Annotated in this window: 14 protein-coding genes; 7 read left to right on the top strand and 7 right to left on the bottom strand. The window is 68.5% G+C overall.

Annotation, left to right across the window (positions count from 1 at the left end; translation table 11 throughout):
• The first annotated feature begins 5 nt into the window (after positions 1–5).
• The 4 genes from NPJ82_RS15455 (at position 6) to NPJ82_RS15440 (ending at position 4,902) form a co-directional block, all read left to right on the top strand.
• The gene (locus NPJ82_RS15455; protein WP_149681271.1) at positions 6–1,838 is read left to right on the top strand and encodes a sodium:proton antiporter; all 1,833 of its coding nucleotides are present in this window, start codon (positions 6–8) and stop codon (positions 1,836–1,838) included.
• A gap of 29 nt (positions 1,839–1,867) precedes the next feature.
• A complete protein-coding gene (locus NPJ82_RS15450) occupies positions 1,868–2,506 on the top strand; it encodes an OmpA family protein (protein ID WP_342657910.1) in 639 nt (212 codons plus the stop codon).
• A 75-nt stretch (positions 2,507–2,581) separates the two neighbouring features.
• Complete coding sequence (locus NPJ82_RS15445) at positions 2,582–3,742, top strand: PAS domain S-box protein (RefSeq protein WP_342657909.1); 1,161 nt, start codon at positions 2,582–2,584, stop codon at positions 3,740–3,742.
• Positions 3,739–4,902: an ATP-binding protein gene (locus tag NPJ82_RS15440; RefSeq protein WP_342657908.1), complete on the top strand. Its 1,164-nt coding sequence runs from the start codon at positions 3,739–3,741 to the stop codon at positions 4,900–4,902. Before NPJ82_RS15445 ends, NPJ82_RS15440 begins: the two co-directional genes overlap by 4 nt.
• 108 nt (positions 4,903–5,010) lie before the next feature.
• On the opposite strand, the gene NPJ82_RS15435 is transcribed toward NPJ82_RS15440, so the two are convergent.
• The 3 genes from NPJ82_RS15435 to NPJ82_RS15425 form a co-directional block, all read right to left on the bottom strand.
• Positions 5,011–5,244: a hypothetical protein gene (locus NPJ82_RS15435; RefSeq protein WP_149681269.1), complete on the bottom strand. Its 234-nt coding sequence runs from the start codon at positions 5,242–5,244 to the stop codon at positions 5,011–5,013.
• Positions 5,237–5,800 carry a hemerythrin domain-containing protein gene (locus NPJ82_RS15430; RefSeq protein WP_342657907.1) on the bottom strand — a complete coding sequence of 188 codons (564 nt, stop codon included), beginning with the start codon at positions 5,798–5,800 and terminating at the stop codon, positions 5,237–5,239. Before NPJ82_RS15430 ends, NPJ82_RS15435 begins: the two co-directional genes overlap by 8 nt.
• A 95-nt stretch (positions 5,801–5,895) precedes the next feature.
• Positions 5,896–6,807, bottom strand: coding sequence for a PAS domain-containing protein (locus NPJ82_RS15425; protein ID WP_342657906.1), 912 nt, complete (start codon positions 6,805–6,807; stop codon positions 5,896–5,898).
• Between the two features lie 335 nt (positions 6,808–7,142).
• On the opposite strand from NPJ82_RS15425, the gene NPJ82_RS15420 reads away from it, so the two are divergent.
• A complete protein-coding gene (locus NPJ82_RS15420) occupies positions 7,143–7,586 on the top strand; it encodes a hypothetical protein (protein ID WP_342657905.1) in 444 nt (147 codons plus the stop codon).
• Here NPJ82_RS15420 and NPJ82_RS15415 read toward each other — a convergent pair.
• Entirely contained in the window at positions 7,583–8,029 is a 447-nt protein-coding gene (locus NPJ82_RS15415) for a MarR family transcriptional regulator (RefSeq protein WP_342657904.1), read from the bottom strand. The two genes, NPJ82_RS15420 and NPJ82_RS15415, sit on opposite strands and share 4 nt — an antisense overlap.
• A gap of 118 nt (positions 8,030–8,147) precedes the next feature.
• Here NPJ82_RS15415 and NPJ82_RS15410 point away from each other — a divergent pair, with 118 nt between their 5' ends.
• On the top strand, positions 8,148–8,573 hold the full coding sequence (locus tag NPJ82_RS15410) for an organic hydroperoxide resistance protein (protein WP_267349898.1): 426 nt from the start codon (positions 8,148–8,150) through the stop codon (positions 8,571–8,573).
• Between the two features lie 136 nt (positions 8,574–8,709).
• On the opposite strand, the gene NPJ82_RS15405 is transcribed toward NPJ82_RS15410, so the two are convergent.
• From NPJ82_RS15405 to NPJ82_RS15395, 3 genes are read right to left on the bottom strand one after another with little or no spacing between them, the layout of a single operon-like run.
• Complete coding sequence (locus NPJ82_RS15405) at positions 8,710–10,215, bottom strand: tryptophan halogenase family protein (protein WP_342657903.1); 1,506 nt, start codon at positions 10,213–10,215, stop codon at positions 8,710–8,712.
• Positions 10,212–11,486, bottom strand: coding sequence for a tryptophan 7-halogenase (locus NPJ82_RS15400; protein WP_342657902.1), 1,275 nt, complete (start codon positions 11,484–11,486; stop codon positions 10,212–10,214). Before NPJ82_RS15400 ends, NPJ82_RS15405 begins: the two co-directional genes overlap by 4 nt.
• Positions 11,483–12,979, bottom strand: a complete 1,497-nt coding sequence (locus NPJ82_RS15395; protein ID WP_342657901.1) for a tryptophan halogenase family protein — start codon at positions 12,977–12,979, stop codon at positions 11,483–11,485. Before NPJ82_RS15395 ends, NPJ82_RS15400 begins: the two co-directional genes overlap by 4 nt.
• A gap of 217 nt (positions 12,980–13,196) precedes the next feature.
• On the opposite strand from NPJ82_RS15395, the gene NPJ82_RS15390 reads away from it, so the two are divergent.
• Entirely contained in the window at positions 13,197–16,466 is a 3,270-nt protein-coding gene (locus NPJ82_RS15390) for a TonB-dependent receptor (RefSeq protein WP_342657900.1), read from the top strand.

Genomic DNA, 16,466 nt, shown 5'->3' with positions numbered 1-16,466 from the left:
TCCCCATGCACAATTACGCTTTGGCCATCGCGCTGATCGGCGCCCTTGGCGTCGGTGCCCAGTGGCTCGCATGGCGGACGGGCTGGCCCGGCATCGCCCTGATGCTGGCGGCCGGCATCATCGCCGGACCGGTGACCGGCCTTGTCCGCCCCGCCGAGGTGTTCGGCCCGCTGCTGGAGCCCGCCGTGTCGATCGCGGTCGCAGTGATCCTGTTCGAAGGCGGGTTGAGCCTGAATTTCCGGGAATTGCGCAAGACCGAGGGCGCGGTGATGCGGCTGGGCCTGATCGGCATGCCGGTCGGCTGGGTGCTGGGGACGCTGGCCTGTTACTATATCGCCGGGCTGGTGTGGCCGGTGGCGATCCTGTTTGCCGGCATCCTGGTCGTCACCGGGCCGACGGTGGTGCTGCCGCTGCTGCGCCAGAGCAACATCGCGGCGCGGCCGCGCGCGATCCTGAAATGGGAAGCAATCGTCAACGATCCGTTTGGCGCGCTGTTCGCGGTCATCACCTATGAATATCTGCGCCGGTCGGGGGACGGCGCGTCGCTGGCGGGGGTCACCGCATCGATCCTGTTCGCCGCGATCGTTGCAGGGGTGATCGGCTTTGCCATGGCCTGGGCGATCAAATGGGCGTTTCCGCGCGGCCATGTGCCCGAGCATCTGAAGGCGCCGGTGCTGTTCGTCGCGGTGATCGTCACCTTTGTGCTGTCCAACCTGATCCAGCACGAGACCGGGCTGGTCGCGGTGACGGTGATGGGCGTGGCGCTGGCCAACATGAAGCTGAGCAGCCTGCGCGACGTGCATCCGTTCAAGGAGAATGTGACCGTCCTGTTGATATCGGGCGTGTTCGTCCTGCTGTCCGCCTCGCTGGACCTGGACGTGGCGCGGCGGTTCGAATGGCGGTTCCTGGCGTTCCTGATCGCGCTGCTCTTCCTGGTGCGGCCGGCGACGGTGCTGGTCAGCCTGGCCTTTTCCAAGGTGCCGTGGCGCGAGCGCATCCTGATCGCGTGGATCGCGCCGCGCGGCATCGTCGCGGTGGCGATGTCGGGGCTGTTCGCGCTCAGGCTGGGGGCGCTGGGCTATGGCGACGGCGGCATCCTGGTCACGCTGTCCTTCGGCGTGGTGGTGGCGACGATCGTCGCGCACGGCTTCAGCATCCGCTGGGTCGCACGGCGGCTGGGCGTGACCGCGACCGGGCAGCGCGGGCTGCTGATCGTGGGGGCGACGCCGTGGAGCCTGGCGCTGGCGCGCCACCTGCAGCAACTGGAGGTGGCGGTGACGATCAGCGACGCGAACTGGCGTGCGCTGACGGGCGCGCGCCAGCATGGGCTGTCGACCTTTCACGGCGAGATCCTGGCGGAGACGAGCGAGGAGCATCTGGACATGGGCCGCTTCCAGGCGCTGGCGGCGGCGACCCCGAACGAGGCGTATAACGCCCTGGTGTGCAGCGAGTTCGCCCCCGAGATCGGGCGCGACGCGGTGTATCAGCTCGGCGGCGGCGGGGGCGACAGCGCGCCCGACGATCGTGGCCTGTCCGAAGCGCTGCGCGGGCGTTCGCTGTTCGCGTCGGGGGTCGGCATCGACGAGATCGAGGCGCGGGCGGCCGCCGGCTGGACCTTCCGCAAGACGCGGATCAGCGAACAGTTCGACTTTGCCGCGGCGCGCGCCGCCCTGCCGGCCGAGGCGGACCTGCTGCTGGTGCTGCGCCCCGGCGGTCAGTTGCGCTTCTTCACCCATGCGACCCGGCCGGTGCCGGTGGCCGGCGACGTGATCGTGTCCTACGCGCCGCCGCAGCCGCGCCGCGACGGGGCTGGTGCCGAGGTGGAGGCTGTCGCATGACCGGATCATCGTTCGCAAAGGGGAGGGGTATGACCATGTTGCGCCATCCGCTGGGATTGTGCGTCCTGCTGGGCCTGTCGCTGGCGGGGTGCGAGGGCGGCGCGCCGTCGAACACCGCCGCGCCGGTCAACGCGGCCGACACGCTCACCCCCCCGCTTCCCGTGCCGAGCCCGACGCCCGAGGGCGAGGTGAAGTCGATCATCCGTCCGGCGGTCCATGCCGAGGTGGCCGAGGCGCCCGAGCCCGAAGCGACGCCCGAACCGCTGTCGCGCACGATCGGCTTTCCGCGCAGTGCCGCGCTGGACGATGCGGCGCGCGCGGCGCTGGATGCGCTGGCGCAGGAGGCGCGGACGCGGGGCGGCCCGATTGTGTTGCGCGGCCATTCCGATTCGCAAGGGTCGGACAAGGACAATCTGCGCACCGCCCGCCGGCGGGCGGAGGTGGTGCGCGACTATCTGGTCGAGCAGGGGGTGCCGCGCGAGCGGATCACCGTGATCGCGCTGGGCGAGGCGCGGCCGATCGCCCCGAACGCCAAGCTGGACGGCAGCGACGACCCCGAGGGGCGCGCCCGCAACCGGCGGGTGGAGGTGGAGATCGGGGTACCCGCCGCGGCGGCGGCACCCGCCCCGGCCGCGACGCCGACGCCGGCGCCCGCACCGGCGGGATAGCGCAACGGCCACGCAGCCTTGACGATGCAACGGCGTTATGCGCTTGAAACAGCGCGGGCTGCATGGGCGAACAATGTGACGGTGGTGGCAGGCAGCAAGGAAGCGGCGTTCCTGATCGGGGGCGGCGAAATGGGGGAGCGGATCGGCGCCTTTGCGTGGGAGACCACGCCGATCGGCGCGATCGCGAGCTGGCCGGTGGCGATGCGCACGGTGCTGGCCTTTGTCTTGCGCTCGCCGGTGCCGATCGTGACGCTGTGGGGTCCGACCGGCGGGATGATCTACAACGACGCCTATCGCGGGTTCGCCGGCGACCGGCATCCGGCACTGCTCGGCACCAACGTGCTGGAGGGCTGGCACGAGGTCGCGGACTTCAACGCGCATGTGATGCAGGTGGTGTATCATGGTGGCGGCACGCTGTCGTACCAGGACCAGGAACTGACGCTGGTGCGCGACGGCACGCCGCGCGCCTTGTGGACCGACCTGGAATATTCCCCGGCGCTGGACGATGACGGCCGGCCGATCGGCGTGGTCGCGGTGGTGATCGAGACGACCGAGCGCGTGCTGGCGGGCCGCCGGTTGCAGGACGACCGCGACCGGCTGTGGGCGATCTCGCAGGACCTGCTGCTGGTCTGCACCTTCGAGGGGATCATCACCGCGGTGAATCCCAGCGCGACGCGGATGCTGGGCTGGGCGGAAACGGAACTGGTGGGCCAGCCGCTGGAAACCTTTCTCCACCCGGACGATCTTCCCAGCACCGCGGCCGAACTGTCCACGCTGAGCGACGGGGTGACGACGCTGGCGTTCGAGAACCGGTACCGGACCAAGGCGGGCGATTATCGCCTGCTTGCCTGGACCGCGGTGCCGTCGTCCGGGCGCATCCATGCGGTGGGGCGCGACATCACCGAGGAAAGGCGGCTGGCGCGCGACCGCGAGCGGATCTGGACGTTGTCGCCGGTGCTGAAGGTGGTGACCGATGCCGCGGGCATTATCACCAACGTCAATCCGTCTTGGACCGCGACGCTGGGCTGGACCCATGCCGAATCGGTCGGGCGGCGCAGCACCGATTTCATGGAGGATGACGAGGGATCGTGGCGCGAGCGGGTGCGCATCCTGTCCGCGGGCCAGGCGCTGCACGATTACCGCACGACCCTGATCGCCAAGTCGGGCGAGCGACGGCTGATCCGCTGGACGACGGTACCGGAGGGGGGACCTTTTACGGGTTCGGCCATGACGTGACCGCCGAGAACGAGGCCGCCGCGGCACTGGCCACCGCCGAGGCGCAGTTGCGGCAAAGCCAGAAGATGGAGGCGGTGGGCCAGCTGACCGGCGGCATCGCGCACGACTTCAACAACCTGCTGCAAGGGATCACCGGCAATCTGGAGATCGTCGAGCGGCGGGTGGCGCAGGGGCGGACCGAGGAGCTGGACCGTTTCGTGACGGCGGCGGCGACGGCGGCGAACCGGGCGGCGTCGCTGACCCACCGGCTGCTCGCCTTTTCGCGCCGCCAGCCGCTCGATCCGAAGCCGGTGGAGGTCAACCGGCTGATCGGATCGATCGAGGACCTGTTGCGCCGCACGATCGGCGAGCGGATCGCGCTGGACCTGCATCTGGACGCCGATCTGTGGCCGACCCGGTGCGATCCCAACCAGTTGGAAAGCGCGATCCTGAACCTGGCGATCAACGCGCGCGATGCGATGGAGGGCGGCGGCCGCCTGACCATCGAGACGGGCAACGTGACCCGCGACAACGGCGCGTTCGTGTGCATCCGGGTGGGCGATACCGGTACCGGCATGGATGCCGACACGATCGCGCGCGCGTTCGAACCGTTTTTCACCACCAAGCCGATCGGGCGCGGCACCGGGCTGGGCCTGTCGATGATCTACGGCTTTGCCAAACAGTCCGAGGGCACCGCGACGATCGAAAGCGCGCCGGGCGAGGGAACGAGCGTGCGGCTGTACCTGCCGCGCCATGACGGGCCGATGGACGAGGCGAGCGAGGCGCCGGCGGCGGCACCGGTGCCGCGCAGCGGTCGGGGCGAGGTGGTGCTGGTGGTCGAGGACGAGGCGGTGGTGCGCGCGCTGATCCTGGAGGAACTGCAGGAGCTGGGATACCGCACGCTGGCGGCGGGCGACGGCGCGAGCGGTCTGGCGCTGCTGAGAAGCCATGCGCGGATCGACCTGCTGGTCACCGACATGGGCCTGCCCGACCGCGACGGGCGTCAGGTGGCGATGGAGGCGCGGGCGATGCGCCCCGCGCTGAAGGTGCTGTTCATGACCGGCTATGCCGAAACCGCCGCCGCCGCGTCCGGCTTCATGGAGCCGGGGATGGCGATGATCACCAAGCCGTTTGCGATGAACGTGCTGGCGGAGCGGGTGCAAGGGATGCTGGCGGGGTAGGCCCAGCCCACACCCTCCGGCCTGAGCGAAGCCGAAGGTCAGGCGATGGCGGCTGTGCTTCGACTTCGCTCAGCACGAACGGAGGGAGTGTTTACCGCTCGGGCGCAGCTATCGGTCGGGCATCGGGTCTCGCGGGGTGGCGACCTGGGTGGCGTTGGCGTCGCTGCGTTCCTTTTGCCGGGCATGGCTGAAGATCATGCCGGCATAGGTGAGGATGCCGAGGACGAACACGACGGCGATGATGACGGCGAAGCGGCGGATGATCGGGGCCTCGCGACGTTCGCGACGCTCGGCGCGGGCGTCGGCGGCGTGGACCCGGTCGTCGAGATGGGGATCAGGCAAGTTTCAGCCCTTCCTTGTTCATCTGGCGGGTCAGATGGGCGTTCTGGGCGTCGGAGAGTTCGGCGCGCAGGCGCGGGAACAGATCGTCCTCCTCCTCGCGCATATGCTGTTCGATCATCGTGCGAAATTCGCGCAGCTTGGGCAGCCAGGCGGGGTCGTCCTTGGCCATCTCGCCCAGATCGAAGAAATATTGCTTCACATAGCCATGTTCGTGATTCAGATGATCCGCCGCTTCGGGCATGCCCCGGTCGCGCATCATCGCGTAGACGGCGTTCTCCTCCTGCAAGGCATGTTTACCGATCGCGTGCTTCAACTGCGCGAGCAGCACGGTGCGACGCCTCGTGTCGCTCGCATCGCTGCGTTCCAGCGCGTCGAACAGGACGAGTGCCGCGGCATGTTCGGCGGCGAGCACCTTGTCCCATTCGCCCGCGAGCAGGGTGGGCGCCTGAACCGCGGCCTTGCGGGCGAGGTTCGCGGCGATGCCGATCGCGATCCCGGCCGCCATACCGATCGCCAGCGTGTGGCGCCCTTCGCGGGGTTCGTCCGATTGGGTCATGCATCCACTCCGTCAGCCACAAACAGGCGTACCGGACCAACGGGACAGGATGGCGATCGTTGCCGCAGTTCTCCGGAAAATCTCGTTGATCTACGTTACAGATCAATGGGTTGCTCGATCGCGGTGGCGATTGCCACCGCGCCGGTGATGGCGCCGTGCGCACGCACCGGGGCAAAGGCCAGGCGGATGGGCCTTTCCGTGCCCGCGCGCGTCAGGAAGCGGGTGTCGAAGGCCGGCGGGGGCGTGCCGGTCAGCACCGCCTCCACCTGATCGGCGGTGGCACGGCGCAGCGGCAGGGGCAGGATGTCGGTCAGCCGGACCCCGTGCAGCTTGTCCGGGGCGAAGCCCGCCAGCCGTGCGAACCCCGCATCGACCTCCGCAAAGGTGCCGCGCATCGACAGCAGCGCGCGACCGACCTCGCCGTGCGCGGCCAGCGCGGCCAACGTCGCGCTGCGCGCGTCCTCATGACGCTCGGTGGCGAGCCGGTCGGTGATGTCATCGAACAGGCAGGCAGACCCACCGGCGAACGGCATGGCCCGCAGCCGCAGCCAGCGCCCCTCCCGCGCGAAGGAGGGCAGTTCCAGGCAGGTGGTGGCGCCCGACGCCACCGCGCGGGCAAGCGCGGTATAGCCGGGCCGATCCTCTATCCCCGGCCAGATCGAGGGCAGCGCCCGGCCGCGCACCGCCTCTGCCGAGACCATCAGGAAGGCGCAGGCGGCGGCGTTGATCGCGCGCACCCGCATCGCGCCGTCCAGCGCCAGAAAACCCTGTTCCAGATGCTCCAGCACATGCGTCACGGGCGGCACCGCGCCGGGATCGGCATCGGCATCGCTGGGCGCCGCCAGCGCCTCGAACGCGGCGAGCGACAGCATGACCAGCCGCGGGCGACCGTGATGGGTGATGAATACCGGGCCGGCGGCGGCGCGCGCCTGCCATGTACCGAATTGCCGTACCAGCTCGCCCGCGGTTACCGCGGGCGGCGCCGCCCCATTCCTTGCCAGGATCATCGGCTCCCTTTCCGATCAACCAGTCCCCGTTTCCTGTCATGCGTAGAACTATTTAAACATTCCAGTGTTTTAAGTTCCGATGCCGATCTATTCGCCACCGGAACGGGGTTGTCGTAAATTGCGTGAAACGCGGTGCGGCGATGGCGTGGGTCGGCCGGCTATCGCATCTCTCCCCACGCAAATGCCGTATTTCGTGCCGATTGCACGGGAACGCCGCGTTAGGATTCGGCAGGCGACCATGGCCATGTCCGGCACTCTCCCCACCCCTCGCCGGACGGAGGAGGACAGGATGGCCGGCACCGGATACGCCCCCCCCGATCCGATGGCCGCATCATATGGAGCGATGGTCCCGCTTCCCACGCGTGCCGCCGGCCATCCTGTCACCGATGCAGGGCAGGCCTGCCCGGTCGGGTTCTGACATCGTGACGGCCGGGGCGGCTTCTCCATCCGGTGCCCCGGCCGTTTCCCGCCATCCCGCCTGGTTGCGCTGGATCACCCGCCTGCTGCCGATGCGGCGCGGGCGGCCGGATCGTGCGCCGGTCAGCTATCACGCACGGCGTGCCGCACAGGAGCGGGCCCTGGCCCGGCGGGCACGCTGTGCCGTCGCGCGCGCCCGTCATCTGGCGCTGGCGGAACTGCACAGCGCGCATGACCGGCTGGAAAGCGGCGTGCCGAACCCGGTACCGCCGGGACCACGGACGATGGAGGCGGCCCTGCGCGGGGCGATGATGCCCTCCACGCAGCGCAGCCGGTTGCCGGATATCGCGACCGGACCCTAGCGGGTAGCCTCGACACCGGAGGCGAGCGCATCGCGCAGGTGCTGCACGCGTTCGTTGAGCGTGCCCAGTTCCTCCAGCGACATCCCCGACTGCGCGATCAGCTTTTCCGCCAGACAGCCGCAGCGGTCGCGCAAGTCCCACCCGGCCTGGGTCAGGGCGACCTGAACCTGACGCTCGTCAAGGGGATTTCGAGTCCGCTTGACCAGTCCCGATGCCTCCAGCCGCTTGACCAGCGGGGTCACCGTGCTCGACTCCAGTGCGAGGCGCGACGCGATCGCGCCGACGCTGCGGCCATCCTCCTCCCACAGCGCGTGCAGCACCAGATATTGCGGATAGGTGATCCCCAGCGCGTCGAGCAGCGGCTTGTACGCCCGGTTGATCGCCATCGACGTGGCATAAAGCGAGAAGCACAACTGGCTGTCGAGTGGCGCGGGGGCGGCCATGGCAATCATCCTTTCGCGTGTACGATTTCGATATCGCGATAAACATTCCGCTGGACAAGCCCGGGATGGTCTCCTACATAGGTATCGCGATAAAGATTATTCCGATAAGGAGAATAGCATGTCGGTCGATGTAAAGTACCGCACCGCAGCCACCGCCACCGGCGGGCGCGATGGTCATGCCCGTGTCGATGACGGCAATTTCGACGTGAAGCTGTCCACCCCCAGGGAATTGGGCGGTGCGGGCGGCGAGGGTACGAACCCGGAGCAACTGTTCGCGGCCGGCTATGCGGCCTGTTTCATCGGCGCATTGAAGGCGGCCGGTCATCAGCTGAAGGTCGCGGTGCCCGCGGATACGCAGGTATCGGCCACGGTCGGCATCGGTCCGCGCGCAGCCGGCGGGTTCGGCATCACCGCCGACCTGACCGTCGCGCTGCCCGGCGTCGCGCCCGATGTCGCGCAAACGCTGGTCGACACCGCGCACCAGATCTGCCCGTACAGCAACGCGACGCGCGGCAATGTCGATGTCGGCCTGACGCTCGCCTGATCTTTTCCCATCGGGCCTGCCCGCGTTTCCCTCCCTTGGACGCGAGGGGCGGGCCCGTTCCGGCGGTATCCTCCCATGCCGCGCAGGACCCGGCGGCGACGGCACCCCTCCCTGGCCGTCGCCGCCGGTTTTGATTCTAGCCTGCCGCCTGCCCGACCCTGGCCAGCACCGCGGCGTGCGGGGGCAGCGTGCGGGCGAGCGTGGCATTGGCGCGGCGCATCTGGCGCAGCGCATCGGCCACCCGGTCCTCGTCCAGCGCATCGACGATCGGGTCATAGCCATCGGGCATGATGTTCTGCCCGATCATCACCGCGACCCAGCTGGGGACCGCGAACAATTCGTCGTCATAGCGGAAGATGCGGCCCTTTTCGCGGAACAGCGCGATCTTCTCGGCCAGCGTGTCGGGGATCGTCATGGTGCGGACGTGGCGCCAGAAGGGCGTGTCGTCGCGGCGGGTGGCGTGATAGTGCAGGATGATAAAATCGCGGATGCCGTCATAGGCGTCGGTCATGAAGCGATTATAGCGGTCGCGCTCGACTGCGGTGAAACGCTTGTCGGGGAACAGCGCGAACAGCTTCGATATGCCGTTCTGGATCAGGTGGATGCTGGTCGATTCCAGCGGTTCCAGGAAGCCGCCGGCCAGGCCCAGCGCCACGACATTGCCTTCCCACATGCGCTGGTAGCGGCCGGCCCTGAACGACAGGCGGCGTGGGCTGTCGGTCGGCTCGGCATCGAGATTGGCGAGCAGCAGGCGCTCGGCCTCGGCATCGTCCATGAAGGCGCTGGCATAGACATGGCCGTTGCCGGTGCGGTGTTGCAGCGGGATGCGCCATTGCCAGCCCGCGGGCCTTGCGGTGGCGCGGGTATAGGGCAGCACCGGATCGGTCCGGCGCGTCGGCACCGCCAGCGCCCGGTCGCAGGGCAGCCAGTGCGACCAGTCGACAAACGGCACCTCCATCGCCTGGCCGAGCAGCAGGCTGCGAAAGCCGGAGCAGTCGATGAACAGGTCGCCGGCGATGCGGCGGCCGTCCCCCAGCACCACCGCGGCGACATGGCCGCTGGCGGGATCGCGCTCGACGCGCTCGATCCGCCCCTCGATCCGGATGACGCCGCCGGCCTCCGCCTGCGCGCGCAGAAAGGCGGCGTAGCGGCCGGCATCGAAATGATAGGCATAGGCCAGCCCCGACAGGGGTGAGCGCGGGTCGGCGACGGGGGGCGCGAAGGTGCCCGCGTGCGCCGCGGCGGCGGCCATCGCATAGTCGTCGATCGGGCCGATGCCGTCGCGGTCGCGCAGCTTCAGCCAGGCCTGGTGGAAGTTCAGCCCGTCGAAGTCGCGCCCGTGATGGCCGAAGGGGTGGAAATACCGATCCTCGCCCGTGTCCCAGCCGACGAATTCGATACCCAGCTTGTAGCTGCCGCCGGTGGCGGACAGGAACCGGCCTTCGTCTAGCCCAAGCAGGCGGTTGAAGCCGATGATCGGCGGGATCGTCGCCTCGCCGACACCGACCGTGCCGATCGCATCCGATTCGACCAGGGTGATGCGGCGCTGTCCATCGTCGAGGAAGCGGGCAGCGGCGGCGGCGGCCATCCAGCCGGCGGTGCCGCCGCCGACGATGACGACATGGGAGATCGGCTGGGTCATGCGTGCCTCATGCGGGCGAGATAGTCGGGATAGGGGGGTAGGCGGGCGGGGAGGGCGGCGAGGGTGGCGTGGAGGCGGTCGAGCGGTGCGGGGGGATGGGCGGAGAGGGCGATCGGGTCGGGGCGCGCGGGGCGGATGGCGGGGGCCAGCGTGGAGAGCCAGCGTTCGGCGCCGACGCTTTCCTCCTCGAAATGGGGGAGGAACCCGCGGCGGGCGAACTGGGCGAGGGTGTGGGCGAGGCCGGGGCGGGGGGGCGCGTGGCGGGCGAGGTGGTGGTGGGCCGAGAGGAGGTCCGCGAGGCGGTCCGCGCGAAGGGACGCGCGGCGGTTGTACTCGGCGAGGAGGAGCGGGGGCATGTCGCGGCCGGGGAGCAGGGACAGGGCGAGGGATAGGTTCGCCAGCGCGAGCGCGAAGCCCGTCCAGCACAGCGGCCCCATCACGGCGGCGGCGTCGCCGAGTGACAGGATGTTGCCCTGCCAGGGCTCCGCGCGGCGGCCGGGGCGGATGGGACCGGTGCCGAGCGTGGCGGTGCCGGTGAGCGTGCGCTGCGCAAGGGGCCATGTCGCCTGCCAGCCGGTGTCGGTGGCGCGGTAGGTGTCGCACGGGTCGGGGGCGGTACCGGTCGTTTCCGCAAGAGTGAGGGTGGTGGCGGGCAGCGCGTCCGTCCAGTCGATCCAGTCGGGGGCGGATGCGGGGCCGGTGGCGTCGACGATCAGGTCGGCGTCCACGCCCTCGCCTGAAGTGATGCGGACGCCGGCACGGGCGGCGCGGTCGGCGAGGAAGGGGGTGATCGCATCCGGGTCGAGGCGCAGGCCATAGTCGTGGAAGCCGAGCGGGCCGTCGGGCGCGGTCGGGTGGACGAAGCGCCCGGCATCGGCGAGCACCGCGCCGGGGCGATAGCGGTGAAGCGGGTGCCGGGGGGCGAGCGCATGATGGTGGTGCAGCGCGCCCGCGACGCCGAGCGGCATCGGCTGCCCTTCGCTGGTGATATAGTCCGCCGGGCCCCAGCCGAGGAAACGCTCGCCCAGCCGGTGCGTCGCGCCGGCGTATGCGACGAGGTCGGCCTCGTCCAGTTCGAGCTGTTCCAGCACGGGCGCGCTGGAGGGCAGGGTGGCGGGCAGGCGGTCGGCCAGCGCCGCGGGATCGACCGGCCGCATGATCCAGTCGACCCGCGCGCCGGGCAGCGCCTGCGCGAAGCCGAGCGCGGCGATGCCGGCGACCGGGCCGCCGCCAAGAACCGTGACGCTGCGCACCCTGTTCTGTCGGTTCATCGCGGCAGGCTCGCTTCATGGGGTGGCAGGGCGTCGATCGCGGTGCCGATGCCGGCGGCGAGCGCGGCCAGCGCCTGATCGAGTTTCGCAGGATCGGCGCCGTCCGCGCGTGGGTCCCAGCCGTCCGGCACGATGTTCTGGCCGAGATAGACCGCCAGCCAGCTGGGTTCGAGAAACAGGCCGTAGCTGTAATGCGCGACCTGCGCCGTTTGCCGCCACAGCGCAATCCGATCCGCCAGCGTGTCGGGGATCGCCATGGTGCGGACATGATCCCAGAAGGGGGAATCGTCGCGCGTGGTGGCGTGATAGTGCAGGATCAGGAAGTCGCGGATGCGGTCATATTCGGCATCGACCGCGGTGTTGAAGCCGTCGCGGTCGGCGTCGGTGACGCGCGCGTCCGGGAAATGTTCGATCAGCGCGGTGATCGCCATCTGCACCAGATAGATGCTGGTCGATTCGAGCGGTTCGAGAAAGCCCGAGGCAAGCCCCACCGCGACGACATTGTGCGACCAGCTATGCCGCCGCCGCCCGGCACGGAAGCGGAGCAGGCGCGGCTCGGCCAGTGCCTCGCCCTCCAGCCCCGCGAGCAGCGCTTCTCGCGCGGTATCGTCGTCGCAGTAGCGGCTGGCATAGACATAGCCGTTGCCGACGCGGGTGGTGAGCGGGATGCGCCAGCGCCATCCGGCGGGCATCGCGGTGGCACGGGTCAGCGGCTCGATCGGCCCCGGCGCATGGGTGCAGGGCACCGCCACCGCCCGGTCGCAGGGCAGCCAGTGGGACCAATCCTCCCACGCCTCGTCCAGTTCGCCACCGATCAGCAGCGCGCGAAAGCCCGAGCAGTCGACGAACAGATCGCCCTCGATCCGGGTACCGTCCGCCAGATGGATCGCGGTGACGCGGCCGTCCCGTTCGTCGCGGTCGACCGAGACGACGCGCCCTTCGGTGCGGCGGCAGCCCCGCGCCTCGGCATGGGTGCGCAGGAAGGGGGCGAAGCGGGTCGCATCAAACTGATAGGCGTAGCCGAAACTGTCCTGCAGTGCGTCGCTGGTCGGATCGGGGCGGGCGAAGCGGGCGCGCTCTCCGGCGACGACCCCGGCCGAATAGGCGCCAAGCGGCGTGGGATTGCCGCCATGGTGACGGCGCAGCCAGTAATGGTGGAAGCCGACGCCGCCGAGCGGCTGGCCATAGGTGCCGAAGGGATGGACGTAGCGATCGCCGATGCGGCCAAAATCGCGGAAGTCGATGCCGAGCTTGAAGGTGGCATGAGTCGCGGTCATGAACGCGATCTCGTCGATCCCCAGCCGCTGAATAAAGGCGCGCAAATGAGGCAGGGTGGCCTCGCCGACGCCGACGATGCCGATCTCTGCCGATTCGACCAGGTGAACGTCGGCCGCCGCAGGGATCAGCGTGGCCAGACCGGCGGCGGTCATCCAGCCGGCGGTGCCCCCGCCGACGACCACCACCCGCACGCGATTCCTCTCCTGCCCGGCCATGCTCCCCCTCCTGCGCGCTTGCAGCGCTTCTACGGCAGTAGCGGCTTTTCTGCCACGCCGCCAAGTTTACTTATATCAAGTTGCGTTATTTCACTTGTGGCCGTTTCGGTATCAGGTTAACTGACGAGAACTGAAACATTTTTTACTGCACGACGGAAGAACCGACCCGGCAAACAGACCGGATGGCGGTGGGGAAGTCATGTCTGGAGGGGGTTGCATGAAGGACCGTGTGTCGCGCGACGCTGCGCGTAATTGGCGTAATCTGAACATCGGTGTGTCGGCTCTGGCGCTGTTGTGCGCGGCGCAACCGGCATGGGCGCAGGACGCAACACCCGCCAAGCCGGCTGGCGAGGGATCGCAGGGCACCACGTCGGGCACGCCCAGCGTCGAGGCAGGAACGGCCCCGACCGCCATCGATCAGGCCGGTGCCACCACGGGCACGTCGGGTTCGTCGGAAGAAGCCGCGGTCACCCCGCCCGATACGGGTCGCGACGAAATCGTCGTCACCGGCGTGCGCCAGAGCCTGGCGACCGCGCAAAACATCAAGCGCAATTCGGACACCGTGGTCGATGCAATCACCGCGCAGGACATCGGCGCCCTGCCGGACCGTTCGGTCAACGAGGCGTTGCAGCGCGTGCCCGGCGTGGCGATCAGCCGCTTCGCCGCACCGACCGATTCCGCGCACTTCTCGGTCGAGGGATCGGGCGTCGTGATCCGCGGCCTGTCCTATGTCCGTGGCGAGTTCAACGGGCGCGACACGTTCGCGGCCTCGGGCGGTCGCGAGATCGGCTTCAATGACGTGCCGGCCGAACTGATCGGCTCGGTCGAGGTGTTCAAGAACCTGACCGCCGACCTGATCGAAGGTGGCATTTCGGGCACCGTCAACATCAACACCCGCAAGCCCTTCGACCAGGACCAGCGCCTGATCTATCTGTCGGGCAGCATGAATTACGGCGACATGGAGCAGCGCGGTGCGCCCTCCGCCGTCGGCCTGTTCAGCCAGCAATGGGATGCGCCGGGCGGCGGCCGCTTCGGTTTCCTGGCGAGCGGCAGCTATTCGCAGCTGCGCAGCCGGTCGGACGCGGTGTTCATCTCCGCCTATCTGCCGCGCTTCAACGACGACCGGAACGGCAACGGCGTGCAGGATGCCGGCGAGGGCCGCGTCATCAACGCCGGTACGGCCTATGCCACGCAGCCGCTGTTCGACACCTATCCGGTGCCGGCGGGTCGCGAGAGCGTCTATGTACCGATGGGCGGCGGCAACCGCACCCAGTCGTTCAACCGCGAGCGTATCGGCGTGTCGGCGGCGGCGCAGTATGAGAATTCCGACCGCAGCGTGCTGCTGACCGCGCAGTATCTGCGCACCGACAGCCGGCTGGAGTGGATCGAGCACACGATCGAGCCGAGCCTGGGGCTGGCCGATTCGTTGCAGGTCAAGCCGCTGCCCGGCACCACGCCGACCTATAACGACGATGGCGTGTTCACCAGCGGGTCGCTGTACCGCCCCGGCCTGGTTCCCAGCTTCAACGGTGCGCCGCTGCCCCAGTTCGCCAATGAAGGCGGGCCGGTCGTGATGGCCAACCGTTATACCAAGAGCAAGGCGGTCACGCAGGACTTCTCGCTGAACGGCAAGTTCGAGCCGGTCGAGCGGCTGCACCTGAATTTCGATGGCCAGTATGTGAAGTCGACGCTGAACAGCCGCGACGACAATGTCGGCAATCACACGTTCAGCGGGTTCAACCTGGACCTGACCGGCAACACGCCGCAGGTGACGTTCCAGCCGCAGGGTCGCGATGTGAACGCCTATTTCGGCAATCCGGCGTCGATCTACTTCCACGACGGCATGAACAACCGCAACCGCAACACCGGCACCGAATGGGCCTTCCGCGGCGATGCGCAATATGACGTCAGCGAGGACAGCTTCCTGCGCAAGGTCCGCGTCGGTGGCCGTTACGCCAAGCGCGACCAGACGGTGCGTACCAACGACTATAACAACTGGGGCGCGCTGTCCGAAACCTGGACGAGCGGCGGCCCGGTCGGGTTGAATACGCAGCCGGGTTCGATCGAGCGGTTCAACTTCGTCGATTATTACCGCAACCAGTCGACCCAGCCGCCGGGCACGCCGTTCATCTCGGACGCGGTGCTGCGCGATCATGAAGCTCTGACTCAGTTGCTGCGCGAAGTGACCGCGGCGGGCGGCGGCAGCTATGTCGCGCTGCAGGATCGTACCGGTCTGGTCGACGATTATTTCCGCGCATCGGAATATTACCGCAACCGGGAAGAGACGTGGGGCGCCTATGTCCGCGCCGATTTCGGGCTGGACGATTTTGCCGGCGGCATGTCGCTGTCGGGTAATATCGGCCTGCGCTTCGTGCGGACCAAGGATGCGTCGTTCGGCTCGCTGACTTTCCCGGAACGTGTCCGCGTGCTGCCGGCGCAATATGCCAGCATCGCCGAATATTGCGCGGACCCGTCGCTTTCCACCGTGCCGACGCTGTGCACGGTCACCCCGGCACAGCAGGCGGCGGCGCTCGCCTTCTCCAACGGCGCCTCGACGCCCGAGGTGGCACGCCAGGCGTTCAACCACTGGCTGCCCGCCGCCAACGTGAAGTTGCAGGTGACGGACACGCTGCTGTTCCGGGCCGCGGCGTCCAAGGCGATCTCGCGCCCGAACTTCGGCGACCTGCGCAACTTCGTCGGCGTCAGCTTCGGCGACAACAATGCCTATGGCTTCAACGCGCAGTCGCGGAACCCCTTCCTGCGTCCGGTCGAGGCCAAGCAGGTCGACGTGACCGCGGAATGGTATTTCGCCAAGGTCGGCTCGCTGACCGGCGCGCTGTTCTACAAGAAGCTGTCGAACATCATCCTCGACAATTACGGCTATTCGCGGTCGCTGACCAATAACGGCCAGACGTTCGACGTGACGATCAACGGTCCGGCCAACGCGCCGGGCAGCGGCGACGTGAAGGGTGTCGAGCTGAGCTATCAGCAGACCTACGACTTCCTGCCGGGCTTCCTGTCGGGACTGGGCACGCAGGCGACCTTCACCTATGTCGATCCGGGCAACATCCCCAACGGCGTGCCGCTGAACGCCAATGCGGACAATGCGCCGCCGGTGGATACCGCGTCGCTCTATGCCAACCTGCCGCTGGCCGGGCTGTCGAAGTATAACTTCAACCTCGCGGCCTTCTACGACAAGGCGAACATCTATGCGCGTGTCGCGTATAGCTGGCGCTCGAAGTTCCTGCTGACCAATCGTGACTGCTGCTTCCCGTTCCTGCCGGTCTATGCATTGGCGGCGGGGCAGATGGACGGATCGATCTTCTACACGGTCAACCGCAACTTCAAGATCGGCCTGGAGGTGCAGAACCTGCTCGATACGACGACCAAGACGTCCTACCTGCTGTCGGCGGACGGGCAGATGGCGCCGCGCTCCTTCTTCAAGAGCGACCGGCAGTTCTCGGTGACGACGCGCCTGACCTTCTAA

The sequence above is a fragment of the Sphingomonas sp. NY01 genome, assembly GCF_038809135.1.
GTDB classification, from domain to species: domain Bacteria; phylum Pseudomonadota; class Alphaproteobacteria; order Sphingomonadales; family Sphingomonadaceae; genus Sphingomonas; species Sphingomonas carotinifaciens.
This window is presented reverse-complemented; position numbering and strand designations above follow the sequence as displayed.

What these genes read in the sequence shown, in the direction of transcription:
- NPJ82_RS15450 (WP_342657910.1), top strand. Translation starts at nt 1,868, where the DNA reads ATGACCATGTTGCGCCATCCGCTGGGATTGTGCGTCCTGCTGGGCCTG.
- NPJ82_RS15425 (WP_342657906.1), bottom strand. Translation starts at nt 6,807, where the DNA reads ATGATCCTGGCAAGGAATGGGGCGGCGCCGCCCGCGGTAACCGCGGGC.
- NPJ82_RS15415 (WP_342657904.1), bottom strand. Translation starts at nt 8,029, where the DNA reads ATGGCCGCCCCCGCGCCACTCGACAGCCAGTTGTGCTTCTCGCTTTAT.
- NPJ82_RS15430 (WP_342657907.1), bottom strand. Translation starts at nt 5,800, where the DNA reads ATGACCCAATCGGACGAACCCCGCGAAGGGCGCCACACGCTGGCGATC.
- NPJ82_RS15390 (WP_342657900.1), top strand. Translation starts at nt 13,197, where the DNA reads ATGAAGGACCGTGTGTCGCGCGACGCTGCGCGTAATTGGCGTAATCTG.
- NPJ82_RS15405 (WP_342657903.1), bottom strand. Translation starts at nt 10,215, where the DNA reads ATGACCCAGCCGATCTCCCATGTCGTCATCGTCGGCGGCGGCACCGCC.
- NPJ82_RS15410 (WP_267349898.1), top strand. Translation starts at nt 8,148, where the DNA reads ATGTCGGTCGATGTAAAGTACCGCACCGCAGCCACCGCCACCGGCGGG.
- NPJ82_RS15395 (WP_342657901.1), bottom strand. Translation starts at nt 12,979, where the DNA reads ATGGCCGGGCAGGAGAGGAATCGCGTGCGGGTGGTGGTCGTCGGCGGG.
- NPJ82_RS15420 (WP_342657905.1), top strand. Translation starts at nt 7,143, where the DNA reads ATGGAGCGATGGTCCCGCTTCCCACGCGTGCCGCCGGCCATCCTGTCA.
- NPJ82_RS15455 (WP_149681271.1), top strand. Translation starts at nt 6, where the DNA reads ATGCACAATTACGCTTTGGCCATCGCGCTGATCGGCGCCCTTGGCGTC.
- NPJ82_RS15400 (WP_342657902.1), bottom strand. Translation starts at nt 11,486, where the DNA reads ATGAACCGACAGAACAGGGTGCGCAGCGTCACGGTTCTTGGCGGCGGC.